This window comes from Paenarthrobacter aromaticivorans (assembly GCF_019038615.1).
Lineage (GTDB): Bacteria > Actinomycetota > Actinomycetes > Actinomycetales > Micrococcaceae > Arthrobacter > Arthrobacter aromaticivorans.
In genome coordinates this window covers 193,060-209,868 of sequence record NZ_JAHOPC010000009.1, presented here as the reverse complement: position 1 = coordinate 209,868, position 16,809 = coordinate 193,060, and the positions used below count along the sequence as shown (strand labels likewise).

Sequence of the window (16,809 nt, the reverse complement as noted above, 5' to 3'; positions counted from 1 at the left end):
CAGGATTTCGCGGCGGGCCGGGATGTGTTGGCCGGCGATTCCGGTCCGGGGGAGGACCTCGGAGGCCAGGGCGAGCCGGCGCCGGGCTTCGCTGATGCCGATCCGCAGGCGGGCGCGCAGGAACTGCGCGGCGTCCCGGTAGCCATCATCGGCCACCGCAGCAACACCACCGAACCCACCAGCAGTAGTCCGTGCAGCCGTGGCGGTGTCGGGGTTTGATCCTGCAGCCGGGGCAGCAGGGTCTGTGGTTCCGGGGTCTGTGGTTGCGGGGTCGGTCCAGCCGGTCTGCCATCCCGTGCTCGCCGCGGTGGAGGGCCGTGCCTGCTGGGCTTGGGTGCGGGTCCGTTCCACGGCGTGCGCCGCGATGACCTGCAGGTATTCCACGGTGCGGGAGATCTCCTCCACCCGCCCGGCGAACCCCGCGGCTTCGGCAAACCCGAACGACAGGGCACCGGCCACGGTGCAGGAACGCAGGCTTTCCAACGCCTCAACACTGTCAGCCAGCGCACCCTCAATTCCCCGCGCACCCTCAAGTCCCAGCGCACCCTCAATTCCCCGTGCATCCTCAAGCCCGTGGGTAACGCCGAGTCCGGGGAAATCGTCACGGTCCGCTTCATCGGGCCCAGAGACAGACAGCGGGTTAATGCCGCGAAGCAGCGCCATGGCCCTTAGGCTCGCCGAATCGGTGACTACCGCCGTCGGGCTTTCAAAGCCGTCCTGCCCGTGGGCAGGACCGGAGTGGCTTCCGAGGGGAACGCGTCGGGGGCGCAACGTGGCGCCAGTCACTGCTGCCCGACGCGCCAGAATCTCCCCAATGCTTCCCATGAATAAACCCTCTCACCAGGGTCTGACATTTTTAGGAAGCCCGATAAAAGCCCTCAGCCCGGATAGCCATACTCCTCATCTGTCACTAGCTCGCCCCACGTTGTTTCGGACTCGTCTGCGGCTCCGGTGGTTTCCCACATGGCAAGGTGGCTCATGAAATGCTCCGGAGCAGCACCGTGCCAGTGCCATTCGCCCGGCGGCGTGTAGATGGTGTCACCTTGGCGGACCACCTTCACCTCTGCTCCGCGCGCCTGGACCAGGCCTACACCGTCCGTCACGTGGAGCGTCTGACCAGCCGCGTGGGTGTGCCAGGCCGTTCTAGCGCACGGAGCGAAGCGGACGATGTTCACTCGAAGTCGGGAGGGCGCGTCTCCCTTGGCGATGACGTCGAAGTAGACGTCGCCGGTGAAGAGCCCTGATGGCCCCTTGGTGCTGGTGGTCTTCGGGGTAATGTCCATGGTTCCTTTTTCGTCCTGGAATTAGTTGCGTTTCGTCGTGCGGAGGTCGTGGCGGGTTTCAGTCGGTCCCCGACGATCGGACGCCGGAACTACTTCTTGCCGATGTAATGCTGCCGGACGTTGTGCGCCGCCAGCGAACACGGAAGTCTTCGCTGCGCCTGGACAACTCACCTACGAGGCCAGCGAGTCCACGGTCATAGGGGTTACGCCCCGCCTCGATCCGCATGTGTTTCCAACGGTATGGCTTTTGGCCTTCCAAGGGAGTCCCTGTCATTACCCCTAACAGCAGTAACTCCTTGCATTTCGGAAAAGGGGGTTAGATGGAAGCATCCACTAATCTTCATCACGCAGGAGAAACATGCCTTCCGCTAACGCTTATGCTTCACCTTCGGCCACGGGCGACCTCACCCTGACCACCATCGAACGTCGCGAGGTTGGACCTCACGACATCCACATTGACATCAAGTTCGCTGGTATCTGTCACTCGGACATCCACACGGTGCGCGGCGATTGGGGTCCCCAGCAGTACCCGCTTGTCCCTGGCCACGAGATTGCCGGCATCGTTACCGAAGTTGGCCAGAACGTCACCAAGCACAAAGTGGGCGACCGGGTTGGTGTTGGCTGCATGGTCAACTCGTGCAAGGAGTGCAGGAACTGCTTGGCGGGCGAGGAACAGTACTGCCTCAACGGCAACGTGGGCACCTACGGCGCAATTGACCGTGACGGCACCGTCACCCAGGGCGGATACTCGAGCAGCGTGGTGGTGAACGAGGACTTTGTGGTCACCATCCCCGAAGCGCTGGATCTCGACGTCGCTGCACCGCTGCTGTGCGCAGGCATCACGACCTTCTCCCCTCTGCATCACTGGGAGGCCGGCCCTGGCAAGAAGGTCGCGATCGTGGGCTTGGGCGGCTTGGGCCACATGGGTGTCAAGATTGCCCACGCCATGGGTGCCGAGGTGACTGTCCTCTCGCAGTCCCTGAAGAAGATGGAAGACGGCCTCAAACTGGGCGCTGACCACTACTACGCCACCAGTGATCCTGCCACGTTCGAGCAACTGGCGGGCACATTTGACCTCATCATCAACACCGTCAGCGCGTCCGTCGACATCAGCGCCTACCTGCAACTGCTGAGCCTTGACGGCACGCTGGTGAACGTTGGCGCGCCGGCCGAGCCGCTGCCGGTGAATGCTTTCGCGCTCATCGGTGGGCGCCGCAGGTTCGCCGGCTCCATGATCGGCGGAATCCGCGAAACCCAGGAAATGCTGGACTTCTGCGCAGAGCACGGGCTCGGTGCCGAGATCGAGGTCATCCCGGCCAGCAAGATCAATGAGGCCTATGAGCGCGTGCTCGCCTCCGATGTGCGTTATCGCTTTGTCATTGACACGTCCACCATCGGCTAGCACGCCGGCCGAATAGCAACACCACTGATGGGGCCACGCCTCCTCGCAGCCTTCAGGTTGATCGAGGGGCGTGGACCTTTTAGTGCCACCAAGCAGGGACAATAGTGTGGTGACTTTCAGACTGGACACCATCGGCGCAGGACTGGTCTTCGCTGATTCCTTGGGAAAGCTCACCGCCGCCCTCAAGAGCCAGGGCGACGGCGGAACGGTGGTCGTCCAGGCACCGCCCGGGACGGGAAAGACCACCTTGGTTCCTCCGCTGCTGGCCAACCTTGTGGGGGAGAGGCGCCTGGGCCAGCCCCGCGTCGTCGTCACCCAGCCGCGCAGGGTGGCCGCGCGTTCAGCCGCCCGCCGCCTTGCCTCACTCGACGGCAGCCGTCTGGGCAGCCGGGTGGGTTATACAGTCCGCGGCGAGAGCAAGTCGGGTTCGGACACTGTGGTGGAGTTCGTCACTCCGGGTATTCTCTTGCGGCGCCTCCTGGTTGATCCCGGACTTGAGGGTACGCAAGCAGTGATCCTGGATGAGGTCCACGAGCGTGGCCTCGAAACTGACCTGCTCGTTGGCATGCTCGCGGAAGTCCGGGAACTCCGCGGCGACCTCACCCTCGTGGCCATGTCGGCAACTCTTGACGCCGCACGTTTCGCCGCCCTGCTGGGACGAAGCGCCGACGGCGGCGCGCCGGCTCCCGTCGTCGACTGTCCCTCCGCCCTGCACGCCCTGGAAGTCCAGTGGGTTCCGGCCGCGGGCCAGCGCTTGGACGATCGCGGCGTGGCATACAGCTTCCTGAACCATGTTGCCGAAACAACGGTGGCTGCCCACGAGGAAGCGCTCATGGTAAACCCCGACGTTGACGCGTTGGTCTTCCTCCCAGGCGTCCGTGAAGTGTCCGACGTCGCCAGCCGGCTCCGCGGGCGGGTCCAGGCCGGTGTTGAGGTGCTTGAGCTGCATGGCCAGATCGGTCCGGACGCTCAGGACCGGGCGGTTTCAGGACGGGAACCCGGCGACACTCCTCGAATCATCGTGTCTACGGCGTTGGCCGAGTCGTCACTCACGGTGCCGGGCGTCCGGCTCGTTATAGATTCCGGCCTTTCACGTGAACCGCGTCGTGACGCGGGCAGAGGCATGTCCGGACTGGTGACGGTGTCCTGCTCAAAGGCTTCGGCCGAGCAGCGGGCCGGCCGCGCAGCGCGCCAAGGACCGGGCAGGGTGGTTCGGTGCTACGACCAGCAGGCCTTCGCCGCCGCGCCAGCGCACCAAACCCCCGAGATTTCGGTGGCCGACCTCACCAGCGCCGCTCTCGTGCTCGCTTGCTGGGGAGCCCCCGGGGGCCGTGGGCTTGCACTGCCCGACGCACCACCGCGCGCCGCTATGGATGACGCCGTCGAGGTCCTTCGGGAACTCGGTGCGGTGACAGTGGAGGGAACTGTCACGGACTTGGGCAGGACGCTCGCGAAGGTCCCGGCAGACCCTCGGCTCGCCCGTGCGCTACTGGACGGTTCTACGCTGGTTGGCCGTCGCCTTGCCGCTGAAACAGTGGCATTGGTAGCCGGTGATCAACGCGCGGTTGGCGCCGATCTCACAAAACTCCTGGCGGCAGTTCGATCCGGATCACACCCGGCAGCCCGACGATTCGCCGAGGACGTCAAACGGATGGAATCGCTGGCGCGTCAGGAGACCTCCAACACCGTTGATCGACAAAGAATCGATTCACAACGGGCACTGGACGTTTCAGCGAGGGAGGCTCCGGGGTTCGTGGTCGCGTTGGCCTTCCCGGACCGTATTGCCAGGCGGGTTCCCGGCCAAGGGACACCAACGTATCTGCTGACATCGGGCACGAGGGCTGGCCTGCCCGCAGGTAGCGCCCTGGCCGGCCATGACTGGTTGGCCGTGGCGGAGGTTTCACGCGCCCAAGGCAGGGATGCCGCGGCCACTGGCGCCGTGATCCGATCGGCTGCGCCCCTGTCCGCCGAGCTGGCGGCGGCTGCGGCGCCTGAGTTGTTAGTGGAGGAAGTAACGGCACGTTTCGCCCAAGGGCGGGTGACCGCCAGGCTTGAGCGGAGGTTGGGAGCGCTGGTGCTGTCCTCGACGCCCGTGCGCCCCAGTGCCGAGCAGGGCCGGCATGCTGTTGCGACTGCGCTGGAAAAGGCCGGACTCTCGATGATCGGGTGGTCCGCCGCGGCAGATGCGCTGCGCCGGCGTATGGCGTTGTTGTATCGGGAGCTCGGCGATCCGTGGCCGGATGTCAGCGAATCCGCACTGTTGGCCAGATTGGATGATTGGCTTGCTCCGGAGCTCGAATCCATGGCCACCGGCGCCCCGGCCACCACCATAGACCTCGCCGATCCACTCCGGCGCCTGCTCCCGTGGCCCGAGGCTTCCGCCTTGGACAGCCTGGTGCCTGAGCGCCTTCAGGTGCCCAGTGGCTCGCGGGTGCGAATCGAGTACCCAGAGGTCTCTGATGGCTCCGGAGGCCCGGATCGAACGAATATGGAGCCCGACGGCGGGAGCCCGGTTGTAGCGGTCAAGCTGCAGGAATGTTTCGGCTGGGACCGCACGCCTCGCCTTATTGAGGGAAGGGTACCGGTGCTTTTCCACCTTTTGTCTCCCGCCGGCAGGCCGTTGGCGGTGACAGCTGATCTCACGTCGTTTTGGTCCGGGCCCTACTCCCAGGTTCGGGCAGAGATGCGTGGGCGCTACCCCAAGCATCCCTGGCCCGAATGTCCGTGGACGGCACTGGCTACGTCCAAAACCAAGAACCGCATGTAGCCCGGCCGATCAAAGAATGCTAGGCAAGCCTTTCCAACATGAACTGGATCTCGCCGTCCACGAAAGTACCTACAACGCCGCTGGCGGCCAATTCATCCGGGGCCGTAGTCAGTGGATCGCGCTCAAACGCTGTGAAATCGGCGCGCTTGCCCACCGTGATCGAGCCCGAAACGTCCCACAGTCCTGCAGCGTGTGCCGCATGTGAGGTGTAGCCCTCAAGCGCTTGGAGCGCGGTGAGTGCCTGGGCTGGTGCGATGGGTTCCTGCTCCGGATGTCCGGAACGGCGCCGCAATTGGGCGTCTGCAATGATTGGCAAGGGTTCGTACGGAGCAATCGGCCAGTCGGATCCGATGCCCACCGTAACTCCAGCCTCGCGGAGGTCCCTGCAACGCCATGCCCGGTCGGCACGGACCTTGCCAAGCCTGGTAGACCAACTGTCACTTTGGTCTGCCACGGAATAATGCGTGCAGTGTGTCGGCTGCATACTCGCCACCACTCCGGCGTGCTGGAAGCGTTCCACCAGCTGGTCCGGCACCGTTTCGATGTGTTCAATCCTGTGAACCGTTTGGCGGAGTACGTCCGAGGGCACAACTCCGCGGAGCGACTCCAAGGCGTCCAGGACGTGTTCCACGCCCGCATCGCCAATGGCGTGGGTCGCCGTCGGGATGCCACGGGAGGCAAAGTAGCGAACCGCAGCTGTGTATTCTTCCGGCCGGGGCCAGAATGGCGCAATGGATTGGCCGTACAGATCCGGCTCGTAAAGCCACGCGGTCCCGTTGTCCACGGTTCCATCAACGAACAGTTTGATGGCCTCGATCGACCAGCGGCGTCCGCCGGTGCCTACAGTTCGGGCAAGTTCCTTCCACTCGGCCACGCCAGTGCCCGGCATGCACCACGGCGCACTCCGCAACCGCAGGGGCAGCTCGCCGTCGGCTTCCAAAGCCTGAAATAGAGCCGTCGACTCCTCGTCATGGTCCATGACATGCCCGCCGGTCAGCCCAGACCGGGCGAAGTCCCGGAGCAGGTTACCCAGGCGGGTCTTGCGTTCCTCGAACGATTCCTTGGGAATGTGACGCTGCACCAGTTCAATGGCCGCAGCTTCCAACAGCATCCCGGTAGGCACGCCGTCGGCGTCGCAGACCACCTCGGCGGACTGGTCAAATTCGACGCGGCCGCCTATCCCGGCCAATTCCAGTGCCCGGGTGTTTGCCAGCGCTGAATGGCCGTCGAACAAACGGATCATCGCCGGCCGGTCTCCGGAGACTTCGTCGATCACGCTCCGGTGCAGGGGTACTGGGCCAAACGCGTTCGGATTCAGACCCCAGGCGCGCAACCAGCCGCCGTCGTTTCTTGATGCGGGATTTGCTGATGCCGGGCCTGCTGACTCTGCACGCAGCAGCGCGCGTACGTCAGCCAAAGTGGACGCGCCGGACAGATCGCAGCCAATGGTCAGGTCCAGGCCAAACACGGGGTGGATGTGGCAATCCACCAGGCCTGGCGTGAGTGTTGCACCGCCAAGATCCACTACCCGCGTGCCGGGCTTTCGCCACTGCTGGGCGTCCTCCCGCGTTCCAACGGCGGCAATCAACCCGTCGCTGACGGCAACGGCCTGGATGGCTGATCGGGAACCGTTATCCGGCTTGTCGTCGAGCGTGTGGATGGTGTCGGCAAGGACGATGAGGTCAGGAGTCATGGGTTTCGAAGCTTCCAATCCGGGCGAAGATGTCGGGACGGGCCCTGCGTAATCTGCGGGCTGACAGCAGGCCTGCAAGGAAAACAAGGGGCGTCACCAAGAGGAGGATGGTGTTGGTGAGGGCATCGGCGAAGGTCAGGAGTTCGATGTTTATGGCGATCAGGGCCACCACGCCAAAGAGCAGGATGGCTGAAGCGATGCTCAAGGGAATGAGCAGTCGGTTGGTCACGGCCTCAGGGTTGCGCCGAAGGTAGATGAAAGCTGCCACGGACACCAGGCCCTGCAAGGCGACGATGCCGAAGATGCCGGGGGTGTTTACCCAGATCAGCAGCTGTTTGTAGGGATCAGCGCCGGCGATGGCGCAAATGATGATGACGATGGCGGCGAGGGCTGTTTGGATCTGTCCGGCGCGGTGCGGGGACTTGTACTTCGGATGGGTCCTGGCGAGGAATGCGGGGAGGACGCCGTCTTTGGCGAGCATGTAAACGTAGCGGTTGATGGCATTGTGGAATGCAAGCTGGGAGGCATAGACGCTGGTCACGATCAGCACGTACATGACAACCTCTGCCCAGGGACCCACGTAGTGGTTGATCGTGGCGAAGAACATGCCATCGGCCAACTCACCGGCGGCGGCCATCACGTCACCATCGCCGTACGCCTGGATGACCGTCCACACGATGAACGCGTAGAACACGGACATGAATCCGACAGCAATGTAGGTTGCCCTGGGTACGGACTTGTCCGGGTTGCGGGCCTCACGGCGGTACAGCACGGTGGATTCAAACCCCATGAAAGCGGCGAAGCAGATGGCAAGGATGGCCAGGACGCCAGGCGTGAAGGCATGTTCGGGGGAGAAGGAGGCAACGCTGATGCCCTGTGCGCCGCCGTTCGCCAGAATGCCGGCACCCATGACGGCAAGAATGGCGGTCTCGGCAATGAGCAGGACACCCAGGACCTTGGCCCCAACGTCGATGCCCCGATAGCCAAGGAACCAGACGGCGGCGACGGCCACCAGTGCTACTGCGGGCCATGGGACGTCCAAGCCAAAGAGTGTCCGGAGCATGGCTTGGGTCTGGACTGCGAAGAGTCCGTAAACGCCGATCTGCAGGCAGTTATAGGAAATGATGGCGAGAATGGCGGAAGCCAGCCCCACCGTTTTTCCCATGGCAAGTGTGATGTAGGTGTAGAAGCCGCCGGCTGCTTTGACGTGCTTGGTCATGGCCATGAAAGCCACAGCGAAGATCAAGAGAACGGCGCCGGCGATGACGTAGCCCATGGGGGCGCCAATGCCCCCGATGCCAATGGCCACAGGTGCCACGCCGGCCATTACGGTCAAGGGGGCTGCTGCGGAGATCACCAGGAAGGCAATGCCGCCGGTGCCGATGGCATTCTTTTTGAGCCCGTTTGCAGCATCCGCTGCGGGAGGGCGGGTTTCGATTTCAGACATGGTGTCCTCGGAGGTCCGATGCGGGGAGATTTGATGGGGAGCCGGTCAATAAGCGAAAGGCTTTCGTTTATCGTAGGGCCTTGTGACTGGGCGCACAATACCTTTGCCCAAACTTCTGGCTAGAGTCGTAACAACACATTGATTGGAGAACCCAATGCCACGCCCGCTGGTTCCGCTGATATCCATCGACGCGCTCGTCACGGCTGCCTTGGAGCTGGTTGACGAGGCCGGGGACTTCAGCCTGCCCAAACTGGCCAAGAGGATCGGCGTCAGTCAATCGTCCATTTACAACCATGTCAGCGGCCGGGAAGAAATACTGGAACTGATGCGCGGGCGGATCATCGCCGAGAACCCGTACACGCTCCATGAAGGGCAGGACTGGGAGGATGCCATCAGGGTCATCGTCCGTGCCTACCGCGACGCGTTCGACCGGCACCCCCGACTGGCGCCCCTGCTGGTGTTGCAAACGGTGCAGAACGATCAGGTACTGGCTCTCTACGAGAATTTGGCGGTTGCCCTGGAAAATGCCGGTTTCCAGGGGCAGGATGTGGTTTCGGCGATCTCCACGATCGACAGTTTTGCCTTGGGATTTGCCTTGGACCTGGCGGCTCCCGACGTCGTGTGGGCACCTCCGGTTCACGGCTACCCGGCCCTTACCCAGGCGTTAACGCACGCGGGTCCGCCGGATCAGCGTGGTGAAGCAGCCTTCGATTTCGGTTTGGAGATCCTGGTAGCCGGACTCCGTTCGCGCCTCAAATCCGGGGTGCTGTGAACGGTGCTGGGAACGCTGCTGTGAACCCTGTACAAGCCTGGTGGGCGGCTGTGGTCCGCGGCTTCACCGACGTTCACACTACTGCCGTGCCACTACCTGCGTTGTTGGTGATTCTCGCAGCAGCAACCATCTTGAGCATTCCTCGAGTCACGTGGCGATGGTTCGGTCTCTACGTGACGTTCGTCCATGAGCTTGGCCACGCCTATGCCGCCCTCATGACGGGGCGGTTTGTCCACAGTCTTCGCATTGGACTGGATCATTCGGGCCGCCTCGTCAGCAGCGGCCGAAGCCCTTTTGGTGCGGCCTGGTCAGGGTTTTGGGGCTATCCTGCGCCCGCAGTCGTGGGACTTGCCTTGCTTGCTGCGTTCGCTGCCGGCCGATCAGGGGCCGCGATGTCTGTAGGCGCGCTGATCCTGCTGGTCTCCCTGATTTTCCTGCGCAACTTGACAGGCATCCTGGTGGCCGTGGTCAGCGCAGCTATCGCCCAGCTTTTGGTTGTCTTCGGATCGCCCACAATGATCAACTACGCTGTGCTGGCCCTGGGCATCGCCCTGTCAGTGGGTGCCGTGCGCGACCTTTTCAAGCTCGCCGGCGTCCATACACGGCGCCGGGACCGGCTCGGAGCATCGGACGCCTACATCCTTGGCCGCACCACGGGTGTCCCATCATTCCTGTGGCTGACAGGATTCTCCGTGGTCATCACAGGAAGCACAGTCACGTCAGCATGGTTGTTATGGGGGATGGTCCCGGCCTAGGACCCGTTGGCGGCTTCGCCGCCGGCTCTTCGTCCTCGGCTGGGGCTTGCCCTGTGGTCGCCTCAGGGTGTCCAATCCTCTTACACGTTCGAACCTTTCGGCGCGTTCGAACTCCGAGCTTGGATACGACACCAGGAGGTGCTCATGTCCGCGAAGGGCACACGGGAGACGGCTAAGGCGGCCGGACCCGGCACACCCGAGTCCCGGCGAAGCGAGAACGGCACGGCTCTGGCGGCAAGTGATCCCGCCAAGATCCGCAACGTGGCCCTCGTGGGGCATTCAGGTGCAGGGAAGTCGATGCTGGTAGAAGCGCTCTTGGCTGCGACAGGGGCCATCACCAGGATGGGCTCGATTACCGAGGGAACCACCGTCAGCGATTCAGACCCCTCAGCCATCCATCAGCAAAGGTCCGTCACCTTGTCGGTGGCCCCGATTCTGGTGGGCGACGTAAAGGTAAATCTGATCGACACTCCGGGATACACGGATTTCACGGGGGAATTACGGGCAGGATTGAGGGCCGCTGACGCGGCCCTCTTTGTCGTCTCCGCTGTGGACGGCATCGACGGCGCCACCATCGCCTTGTGGGGTGAGTGCGAGAAGATCCGCATGCCGCGGGCTGTCGTAGTCAGCCGCCTGGACCATCCCCGCGCGGATTTCAGTGCCGCCGTCGTGCGTTGCCAGGAAGCCTTCGGCGAGTCCGTCCTCCCGCTGTACCTGCCCTCTGGGGGAGAACTGGCTGGGGTGCTCCACGGGAGCAGCGATGATCCTGCCGTGGAGGAAGCCCGGGGCCCTTTGATTGAAGGGATTATTGCCGAAAGCGAAGACGAGACCCTGATGGACCGCTACCTGGGCGGTGAAGAGTTGCCGTTGGAGGATCTCATCAAGGATCTGGAGACCGCTGTGGCCAGGGGCTCCTTCTTCCCGGTAATGGCTACTTCGGCGGAGACGGGCCTAGGGCTTCCCGAGCTCATGTCACTGATGATTGATGCTTTGCCTTCGCCCCTGGAACGCACCGCGCCCCCAGTGATGAAACTCGATGGTTCGTCCTTGAAACCACTGGAATGCGACCCCGCAGGACGCCTGGCTGCCGAGGTGGTGCGGACTACAGTGGATCCGTTCCTGGGCCGCGTCTGCCTGGTCCGTGTTTTTTCCGGGACCCTCCGTGAGGATTCAGCCATCCACATAGGCGGCAGGGGATTGGCAGACAGGGGCCACGAGGACCACGACAGCGATGAGCGCGTCACCCATCTGTACTCGCCGGTCGGATCAAGCCTGAAGGCTGTTTCGCAGTGCATAGCCGGTGACATTTGTGCCATCAGCAAGCTGGCAAACGCGGAAACGGGGGACACTGTCTCGGACAAGGACGCCCCGCTGCTGATTGAAACCTGGAACATGCCTGAGCCGCTGATGCCCATAGCGATCGAAGGAGTGTCCCGTAGCGACGAGGACGCGCTGGCCAAGAGCATTGGCAAGGTAGTCGCAGCAGATCCGACGCTTCGGGTGGAACGCAATCAGGACACGCACCAGTTGATTCTGTGGTGCATGGGTGAGGCGCATGCTGAGGTGATCCTGGACAGGCTGCGCAACCAGGGCGTCAAGCTTCAAACAGTCGAGGTCATCACGCCGCTGCGGGAAACGTTCGCCAGCAAGGCCGCCGGGCACGGCCGGCATGTCAAGCAATCAGGTGGACATGGACAGTTCGCCATCTGCGACATCGAAGTTGAGCCCTTGGCACGCGGGGAGGGGTTTGAATTCGCTGACAAGACGGTGGGCGGTGTTATTCCCGGTACGTTCGTCACTTCCGTGGAAAAGGGCGTGCGTTCCCAGATGCTCAAGGGCGTTTCGGCAGGGTTCCCCGTGGTGGACATCAAAGTCACCTTGGTGGGCGGAAAAACCCACAGCGTGGATTCCTCGGACGCAGCCTTCCAGGCGGCCGGTGCGTTGGCGCTTCGCGAAGCCGCGGCAACGGCAAGGATCCAGTTGCTGGAGCCTGTGTCCGCAGTGGTGGTCAGTGTCCCGGACGAACACGTGGGGGCGGTGATGAGCGATCTGTCGGGCCGGAGGGGACGCGTGACCGGAACTACGGCAGCCAACGGCGAAGGTACTGAGATTACGGCAGAAGTTCCTGACCAGGAACTTCTGCGCTACGCCGTTGAACTTCGGGCACTGACAGCGGGTACCGGCCGCTTCCGGCGATCCTATCTGCGTCACGAACCAGTGCCGAAGTAGTTCCTCAACTGTTTTCCCTCATGAACCCCGCTACCGCGGGTGCAAGCGAGGCACCTATTTCGGCGGCGCTGCGCTTGAGGCCCTTGACCACGAACGAATGGTCGGCGTCCTGGCTCCACTGGAGAGTCGCCGTCGGGCCAATTCTGGCAACCACAGACTCCAGGAGTTCCGGCGTCGCGAACGTATCGCGGGTGCCCTGGAGGAAGAGCATGGGCACCGTTATCCCGTAGAGGTGTTCATCGCGGAGCTTCTCCGGTTTACCCGGGGCATGCAAGGGATATCCCAGGTACACCAGGCCACTTGTGGGCATTCCCTCAGCCACGGCCATGGATGCCATCCGACCCCCAAAGGATTTTCCTCCTGCCCACAACGGTTCATCGCCTGCAAGCTCTGCGGCCTTTTCCATAACAGCGCGCCACGTGGCTATGGCTGCCGGCGGGCGGTCGGGGAAACGTCGTCCTGCTTCCCGGTACGGAAAATTGAAGCGCAGAGTACTGACGCCGTCCACCGCCATCGCCTCGGCAAATCCCTGAAGGAAGGGGTGTTCCTTTCCCGCTCCCGCGCCATGGGCAACTACGAGGGTGGCGAACGACTCCTCCGGACGGACATGGATTCCTGAGACCTTGGTGTCTCCCACGGCAACGGTCAGGGCGGTTTCAGTGTTTGGCATGTATCCATCATGGTGCAGTTTGGCCTGGAGCTGTCAGGCGCTACGTCACGCCGTCCGAAAAAAGGAACCCAGGATGCTGACGTGAACGCCCTTGACGGGGTAGCTTGTGGCCATGGCGAGCGAATCAGCAACAGTCTCCGTGCCCGGTCCCGAAGGCCCCCGCGAAGTTCGGATTTCAAGCCCAAGCCGCGTCATGTGGCCTGAGGCCGGGCTGACGAAACTGGACCTGGCCAACTATCTCGTGGACGTGGGGGACGCTTTTGTGGCGGCCAACGGCAACCGGCCCGTCAGCCTCCAGCGGTACTCGGGCAATATCGAGGGCGAGATGTTCTTCTCCAAGAACCCTCCCAAAGGTGCGCCGGACTATGTCCGCTCGGTCATGGTGACGTATCCGAGCGCCCGGACCCATCCGCAGTTGGTGATCGACGAGCCCGCCGCCGCGGTGTGGGCAGCGCAAATGAACACGGTCGTTTTCCACCCGTGGGCTTCCCGTGCCAACGATCCCGACAATCCCGACCAGCTGCGTATCGACCTCGATCCCCAGCCGGGAACCGACTTTGATGACGCCATACCGGCTGCGCAGGAACTGCGTGCGTTGTTGGACGAAGCCGGGCTGACGGCCTTCATCAAGACCTCGGGCAACCGGGGACTGCATGTGTATGCGCCAATCCATCCCAAGCATGAATTCCTGGAAGTGCGCCACGCGGTGATCGCCGCCGGCCGGGAGTTGGAGCGGCGGATGCCCGAGAAGGTCACCACTGCATGGTGGAAAGAAGAACGCGGGACCAGGATCTTCGTGGACTTCAACCAGGCCAACCGGGACCGGACGATCGCCGGTGCCTATAGCCCGCGCGCAGTGCCGAATGCACAGGTATCCTGCCCGCTGGCGTGGGAAGAGCTGGAGAATGCAGACCCGGCTAAATACACCATCACCACTGTTCCGGACCGGCTGAAGACGACAGGCGACCCGTGGGCCACTATGCATGAGAAGCCCGGAGACATCGACGTCCTTCTGCAATGGTGGGAGCGCGACGTCAAGAACGGCCAGGGCGAGATGCCGTTCCCACCGGAATTTCCCAAGATGCCGGGGGAACCCATGCGGGTACAGCCCAGCCGGGCGCGTAAGCAGGAGGAGTAAACGCAGGAGCAGGTGTGCATCGAGGTTCACGCGGGGGCATTGTGACCGCAACGCTTGTGTGCGGCCTGTTCCTCGCTGGCTGCACGGGCGAACCGCAGCCCAATCCGCTTCCGCCGGGGCCAGTGACAAGCTCGACGCCGGCCCCTCCCACGGTGCCCGTGCCGCCATTCAGAGGCACCTCTCCCGCACCACCGCTATCACCCGCCTTTCGTGAGTTGCAGGCAACCTTGGAACTCTTTAGCCGGGAGATGCTCCAGAACGGTGCGCCGGCGGTGCTGATAGAGGCCAGGGCCGGGCAACAAGTGTGGAGGCACGCGGCAGGTGTCAGGAGCCTCGGGGGAGGTGCTCCTGTGCAGGCGGATGATCCGATCCGGGTGGGCGGACTCACACGGACCATGGTTGCAGTTTCCGTGTTGAAGCTGGTGGAAGAAGGCCGGGTGGCACTTGAGGATTCGATCGCCAAGTACCTGCCGGGGATCGACGTCCTCCTTCCGCCGGAGCCAGAGTCGGTGACGGTCCGGCAATTGCTGGGCCACACCGCAGGCACTCCCTTAGCCAGTGGACTTTCGGATTATGCAGTGCTTGGTTTTTTGGTGGAGCGGCTCCGAGGCGCTCCACTGGGCGCGGTGCTGCGCATGGACATCCTGGATCCCTTGGATTTGCACTCAACCATGGTGTTGGACGAGAGCCCCCTTCCGGATGCCCTGGTCCACGGTTATGCGGTGGTGCGGGGTGAAACCGTGGACATCACGCGTTCCGCGCAGCCAGGCGGCCCGGCTTCAGAGGGCGTCATCGCCAGCGTGGGGGACATCAACACCTTCTACGCAGCGTTGCTCAAGGGGCAGCTGCTGTTACCGCAGAGCCTCGTGGAGATGAAGGGATCGGTTTTCGCCGATTACGGATTGGGCCTGGACCACTGGAATGACACGTGCACCAACGGCTTTTATTACGGCCATTCAGGTGACGTACCTGGCTATGGCACCATCTCGATCAGCAGTGCTGATGGAAACCGTCAGCTCACCATCTCATTGGCCTACCCGCCGCTGCCCCTGTCCACACGGCCCTCGGCCATCGCCTTGGAACTGACAGGACTGGCCCAGGTTGCTTTGAACGCGAGCTGCCGCTTTCAGTTCCGCTGATCCGCCCGGGGGGATGGACGGATGGGCCCCTATTCGAACCGTGAAGGATCGCCGGTTCCGCGGCGCACCACTTCTGCCGTGCCGCTGGAGAAGTCGATCACTGTGGTTGGCTCTGAACCGGTATCGCCGGAATCGATCACTGCGTCCACTTCGTTGTCCAGCCGTTCCTTGATTTCCCAGCCCTGGGTCAGCGGCTCCTCCTGGTCAGGCAGAAGGAGCGTGCTGGACAGCAATGGTTCACCGAGCTCCGCCAGGAGCGCCTGGACCACTTTGTGATCCGGAATGCGCACCCCAACGGTCTTCTTTTTCGGGTGGAGCAGGCGCTTGGGAACCTCGCGGGTGGCCGGAAGGATGAACGTGTAGCTGCCGGGGGTGACGGCCTTGATGCTGCGGAATACATCGTTATCGATCATCACGAACTGCCCCATTTGGGCAAAATCCTTGCAGACCAGCGTGAAGTGGTGTTTGTCGTCCAGTTGCCGGATGGTCCGGATGCGATCCAGGGCTTCCCTGTTGCCGATCTGGGCGCCCAGGGCGTAGCAGGAGTCGGTGGGGTAGGCGATGAGCCCACCGCTTTGCAGCATGTTAACCACTTGGCCGATGGCGCGTGGTTGGGGATCTTCAGGGTGGACGTCAAAGAATCTGGCCATGGAGAGAGCCTACGTCAAAGCTAGGACAGGATGTCTTTGGTGGTGAACTTCCCGTAGGCCAGCGCGCCACAGACGGCAATGTACCCGGCTTGGAGCAGCGCGTTTTCGCCGAAGGATGTCCAGGAGACCGGTTGCCGCAGGAGGTCCGCGAAGCCAAGCCAGTGGTGGCTGAACAGCCAAGGATGCAGCCATTCCAGTTGTGGCAGGTTGTCCAGCACCTGCGAGACCACCGAGAGGACGATTGTGGCAGCCATAGCGCCCACGGGTACGTCCGTGAAGGTTGAGATGAGCAGTCCAATCGCCGACAAGCCTAGGAGCGAGACCGTGATGTAAGCAGCGATCAGCAGCGAACGCAGTACTGACTCGCCAACCCCGATCGTGTCACCGGAGAGTAGCGTGACGGGACCGATGGGGAAGAACACGACGCCGGCCAAGGCACCTGCGGCTGCGACCGTGGCCGTAGCGGCACAACAGAAAGCGACGGCCCCGGCGTACTTGACCAGGAGCAGGCGGATACGCCCCGATGGTGCAAGGAGCAGGTAGCGCAAGGTGCCGAGGTTGGCTTCTCCGGCGATGGTGTCCCCTGCCACCACTCCGACGGTGAGGGGCAGGAACAGCGGGACACACACCACAAGGGCTGTCACGGCAACAAAGAGGCCGTTCTGGGTGATGCGATCCAGGAACAGTGGTCCGCGGCCAGGTGTCGCTGGCCGGGACGAGAGTTTGACGGCAAGGGCAATCAGGATGGGAACGGCGGCAAGGGCCACCAGCATGGCCCACGTCCTGAGGCGACGAAACAGCACGGATAATTCCGAGCCAAGCAACGCCCACCCCATCCCGGGACGGACGGCACTGTCTTTCCGG

Annotated in this window: 14 protein-coding genes and 1 pseudogene; 7 read left to right on the top strand and 8 right to left on the bottom strand. The window is 63.1% G+C overall.

The genetic code is table 11. The annotated features are described in order from the left end of the window. The 3 genes and pseudogenes from KSW38_RS15625 to KSW38_RS15615 all read right to left on the bottom strand — a co-directional run. Positions 1-825, bottom strand: a pseudogene (locus KSW38_RS15625) (HNH endonuclease signature motif containing protein); the annotation flags it as partial. A 53-nt stretch (positions 826-878) separates the two neighbouring features. Further along, positions 879-1,283 carry a (R)-mandelonitrile lyase gene (locus KSW38_RS15620; RefSeq protein WP_216925836.1) on the bottom strand — a complete coding sequence of 135 codons (405 nt, stop codon included), beginning with the start codon at positions 1,281-1,283 and terminating at the stop codon, positions 879-881. 58 nt (positions 1,284-1,341) lie between these two features. Next, positions 1,342-1,509, bottom strand: coding sequence for an MmyB family transcriptional regulator (locus KSW38_RS15615; protein WP_428982391.1), 168 nt, complete (start codon positions 1,507-1,509; stop codon positions 1,342-1,344). A 132-nt stretch (positions 1,510-1,641) separates the two neighbouring features. Between KSW38_RS15615 and KSW38_RS15610 the strand changes: the two genes are divergently transcribed. Together KSW38_RS15610 and hrpB are read left to right on the top strand one after the other, a co-directional pair. Next, positions 1,642-2,685 carry an NAD(P)-dependent alcohol dehydrogenase gene (locus KSW38_RS15610; RefSeq protein WP_216925835.1) on the top strand — a complete coding sequence of 348 codons (1,044 nt, stop codon included), beginning with the start codon at positions 1,642-1,644 and terminating at the stop codon, positions 2,683-2,685. A gap of 109 nt (positions 2,686-2,794) precedes the next feature. After that, a complete protein-coding gene (hrpB, locus tag KSW38_RS15605; RefSeq protein WP_216925834.1) occupies positions 2,795-5,452 on the top strand; it encodes an ATP-dependent helicase HrpB in 2,658 nt (885 codons plus the stop codon). Between the two features lie 19 nt (positions 5,453-5,471). Here the strand turns inward: hrpB and KSW38_RS15600 are convergent, their stop codons facing one another. Both KSW38_RS15600 and KSW38_RS15595 read right to left on the bottom strand, forming a co-directional pair. Further along, a complete protein-coding gene (locus KSW38_RS15600; RefSeq protein WP_216925833.1) occupies positions 5,472-7,145 on the bottom strand; it encodes an amidohydrolase in 1,674 nt (557 codons plus the stop codon). After that, entirely contained in the window at positions 7,135-8,592 is a 1,458-nt protein-coding gene (locus KSW38_RS15595) for an APC family permease (RefSeq protein WP_216925832.1), read from the bottom strand. The genes KSW38_RS15600 and KSW38_RS15595 overlap by 11 nt, the downstream gene beginning before the upstream one ends. Before the next feature lie 154 nt (positions 8,593-8,746). Here KSW38_RS15595 and KSW38_RS15590 point away from each other — a divergent pair, with 154 nt between their 5' ends. The 3 genes from KSW38_RS15590 to KSW38_RS15580 all read left to right on the top strand — a co-directional run bounded on the left by KSW38_RS15590 (position 8,747) and on the right by KSW38_RS15580 (position 12,348). Then, positions 8,747-9,364 (top strand): TetR/AcrR family transcriptional regulator C-terminal domain-containing protein, encoded by a 618-nt coding sequence (locus KSW38_RS15590; protein ID WP_216925831.1) that lies wholly within the window; start codon positions 8,747-8,749, stop codon positions 9,362-9,364. Between the two features lie 20 nt (positions 9,365-9,384). Then, entirely contained in the window at positions 9,385-10,119 is a 735-nt protein-coding gene (locus KSW38_RS15585; RefSeq protein ID WP_216925830.1) for a M50 family metallopeptidase, read from the top strand. A gap of 144 nt (positions 10,120-10,263) precedes the next feature. Then, entirely contained in the window at positions 10,264-12,348 is a 2,085-nt protein-coding gene (locus KSW38_RS15580) for an elongation factor G-like protein EF-G2 (protein ID WP_216925829.1), read from the top strand. Between the two features lie 4 nt (positions 12,349-12,352). Here KSW38_RS15580 and KSW38_RS15575 read toward each other — a convergent pair whose 3' ends face one another. Beyond that, on the bottom strand, positions 12,353-13,018 hold the full coding sequence (locus KSW38_RS15575; RefSeq protein ID WP_216925828.1) for an alpha/beta hydrolase family protein: 666 nt from the start codon (positions 13,016-13,018) through the stop codon (positions 12,353-12,355). Between the two features lie 112 nt (positions 13,019-13,130). Here KSW38_RS15575 and ligD point away from each other — a divergent pair, with 112 nt between their 5' ends. Continuing rightward, positions 13,131-14,156 carry a non-homologous end-joining DNA ligase gene (gene ligD, locus KSW38_RS15570; protein WP_216925827.1) on the top strand — a complete coding sequence of 342 codons (1,026 nt, stop codon included), beginning with the start codon at positions 13,131-13,133 and terminating at the stop codon, positions 14,154-14,156. Positions 14,157-14,308: 152 nt separating this feature from the next. Next, the gene (locus tag KSW38_RS15565; RefSeq protein ID WP_308169397.1) at positions 14,309-15,295 is read left to right on the top strand and encodes a serine hydrolase domain-containing protein; all 987 of its coding nucleotides are present in this window, start codon (positions 14,309-14,311) and stop codon (positions 15,293-15,295) included. Between the two features lie 29 nt (positions 15,296-15,324). Here KSW38_RS15565 and KSW38_RS15560 read toward each other — a convergent pair whose 3' ends face one another. Then, positions 15,325-15,945 (bottom strand): L-threonylcarbamoyladenylate synthase, encoded by a 621-nt coding sequence (locus KSW38_RS15560; protein ID WP_216925826.1) that lies wholly within the window; start codon positions 15,943-15,945, stop codon positions 15,325-15,327. A gap of 20 nt (positions 15,946-15,965) precedes the next feature. Then, complete coding sequence (locus tag KSW38_RS15555) at positions 15,966-16,781, bottom strand: ABC transporter permease (protein WP_216925846.1); 816 nt, start codon at positions 16,779-16,781, stop codon at positions 15,966-15,968. Positions 16,782-16,809 lie beyond the last annotated feature (28 nt).

What these genes read in the sequence shown, in the direction of transcription:
- KSW38_RS15580 (WP_216925829.1), top strand. Translation starts at nt 10,264, where the DNA reads ATGTCCGCGAAGGGCACACGGGAGACGGCTAAGGCGGCCGGACCCGGC.
- KSW38_RS15555 (WP_216925846.1), bottom strand. Translation starts at nt 16,781, where the DNA reads ATGGGGTGGGCGTTGCTTGGCTCGGAATTATCCGTGCTGTTTCGTCGC.
- KSW38_RS15560 (WP_216925826.1), bottom strand. Translation starts at nt 15,945, where the DNA reads ATGGCCAGATTCTTTGACGTCCACCCTGAAGATCCCCAACCACGCGCC.
- KSW38_RS15615 (WP_428982391.1), bottom strand. Translation starts at nt 1,509, where the DNA reads ATGCGGATCGAGGCGGGGCGTAACCCCTATGACCGTGGACTCGCTGGC.
- ligD (WP_216925827.1), top strand. Translation starts at nt 13,131, where the DNA reads ATGGCGAGCGAATCAGCAACAGTCTCCGTGCCCGGTCCCGAAGGCCCC.
- KSW38_RS15610 (WP_216925835.1), top strand. Translation starts at nt 1,642, where the DNA reads ATGCCTTCCGCTAACGCTTATGCTTCACCTTCGGCCACGGGCGACCTC.
- KSW38_RS15590 (WP_216925831.1), top strand. Translation starts at nt 8,747, where the DNA reads ATGCCACGCCCGCTGGTTCCGCTGATATCCATCGACGCGCTCGTCACG.
- KSW38_RS15595 (WP_216925832.1), bottom strand. Translation starts at nt 8,592, where the DNA reads ATGTCTGAAATCGAAACCCGCCCTCCCGCAGCGGATGCTGCAAACGGG.
- KSW38_RS15620 (WP_216925836.1), bottom strand. Translation starts at nt 1,283, where the DNA reads ATGGACATTACCCCGAAGACCACCAGCACCAAGGGGCCATCAGGGCTC.
- KSW38_RS15575 (WP_216925828.1), bottom strand. Translation starts at nt 13,018, where the DNA reads ATGCCAAACACTGAAACCGCCCTGACCGTTGCCGTGGGAGACACCAAG.
- KSW38_RS15600 (WP_216925833.1), bottom strand. Translation starts at nt 7,145, where the DNA reads ATGACTCCTGACCTCATCGTCCTTGCCGACACCATCCACACGCTCGAC.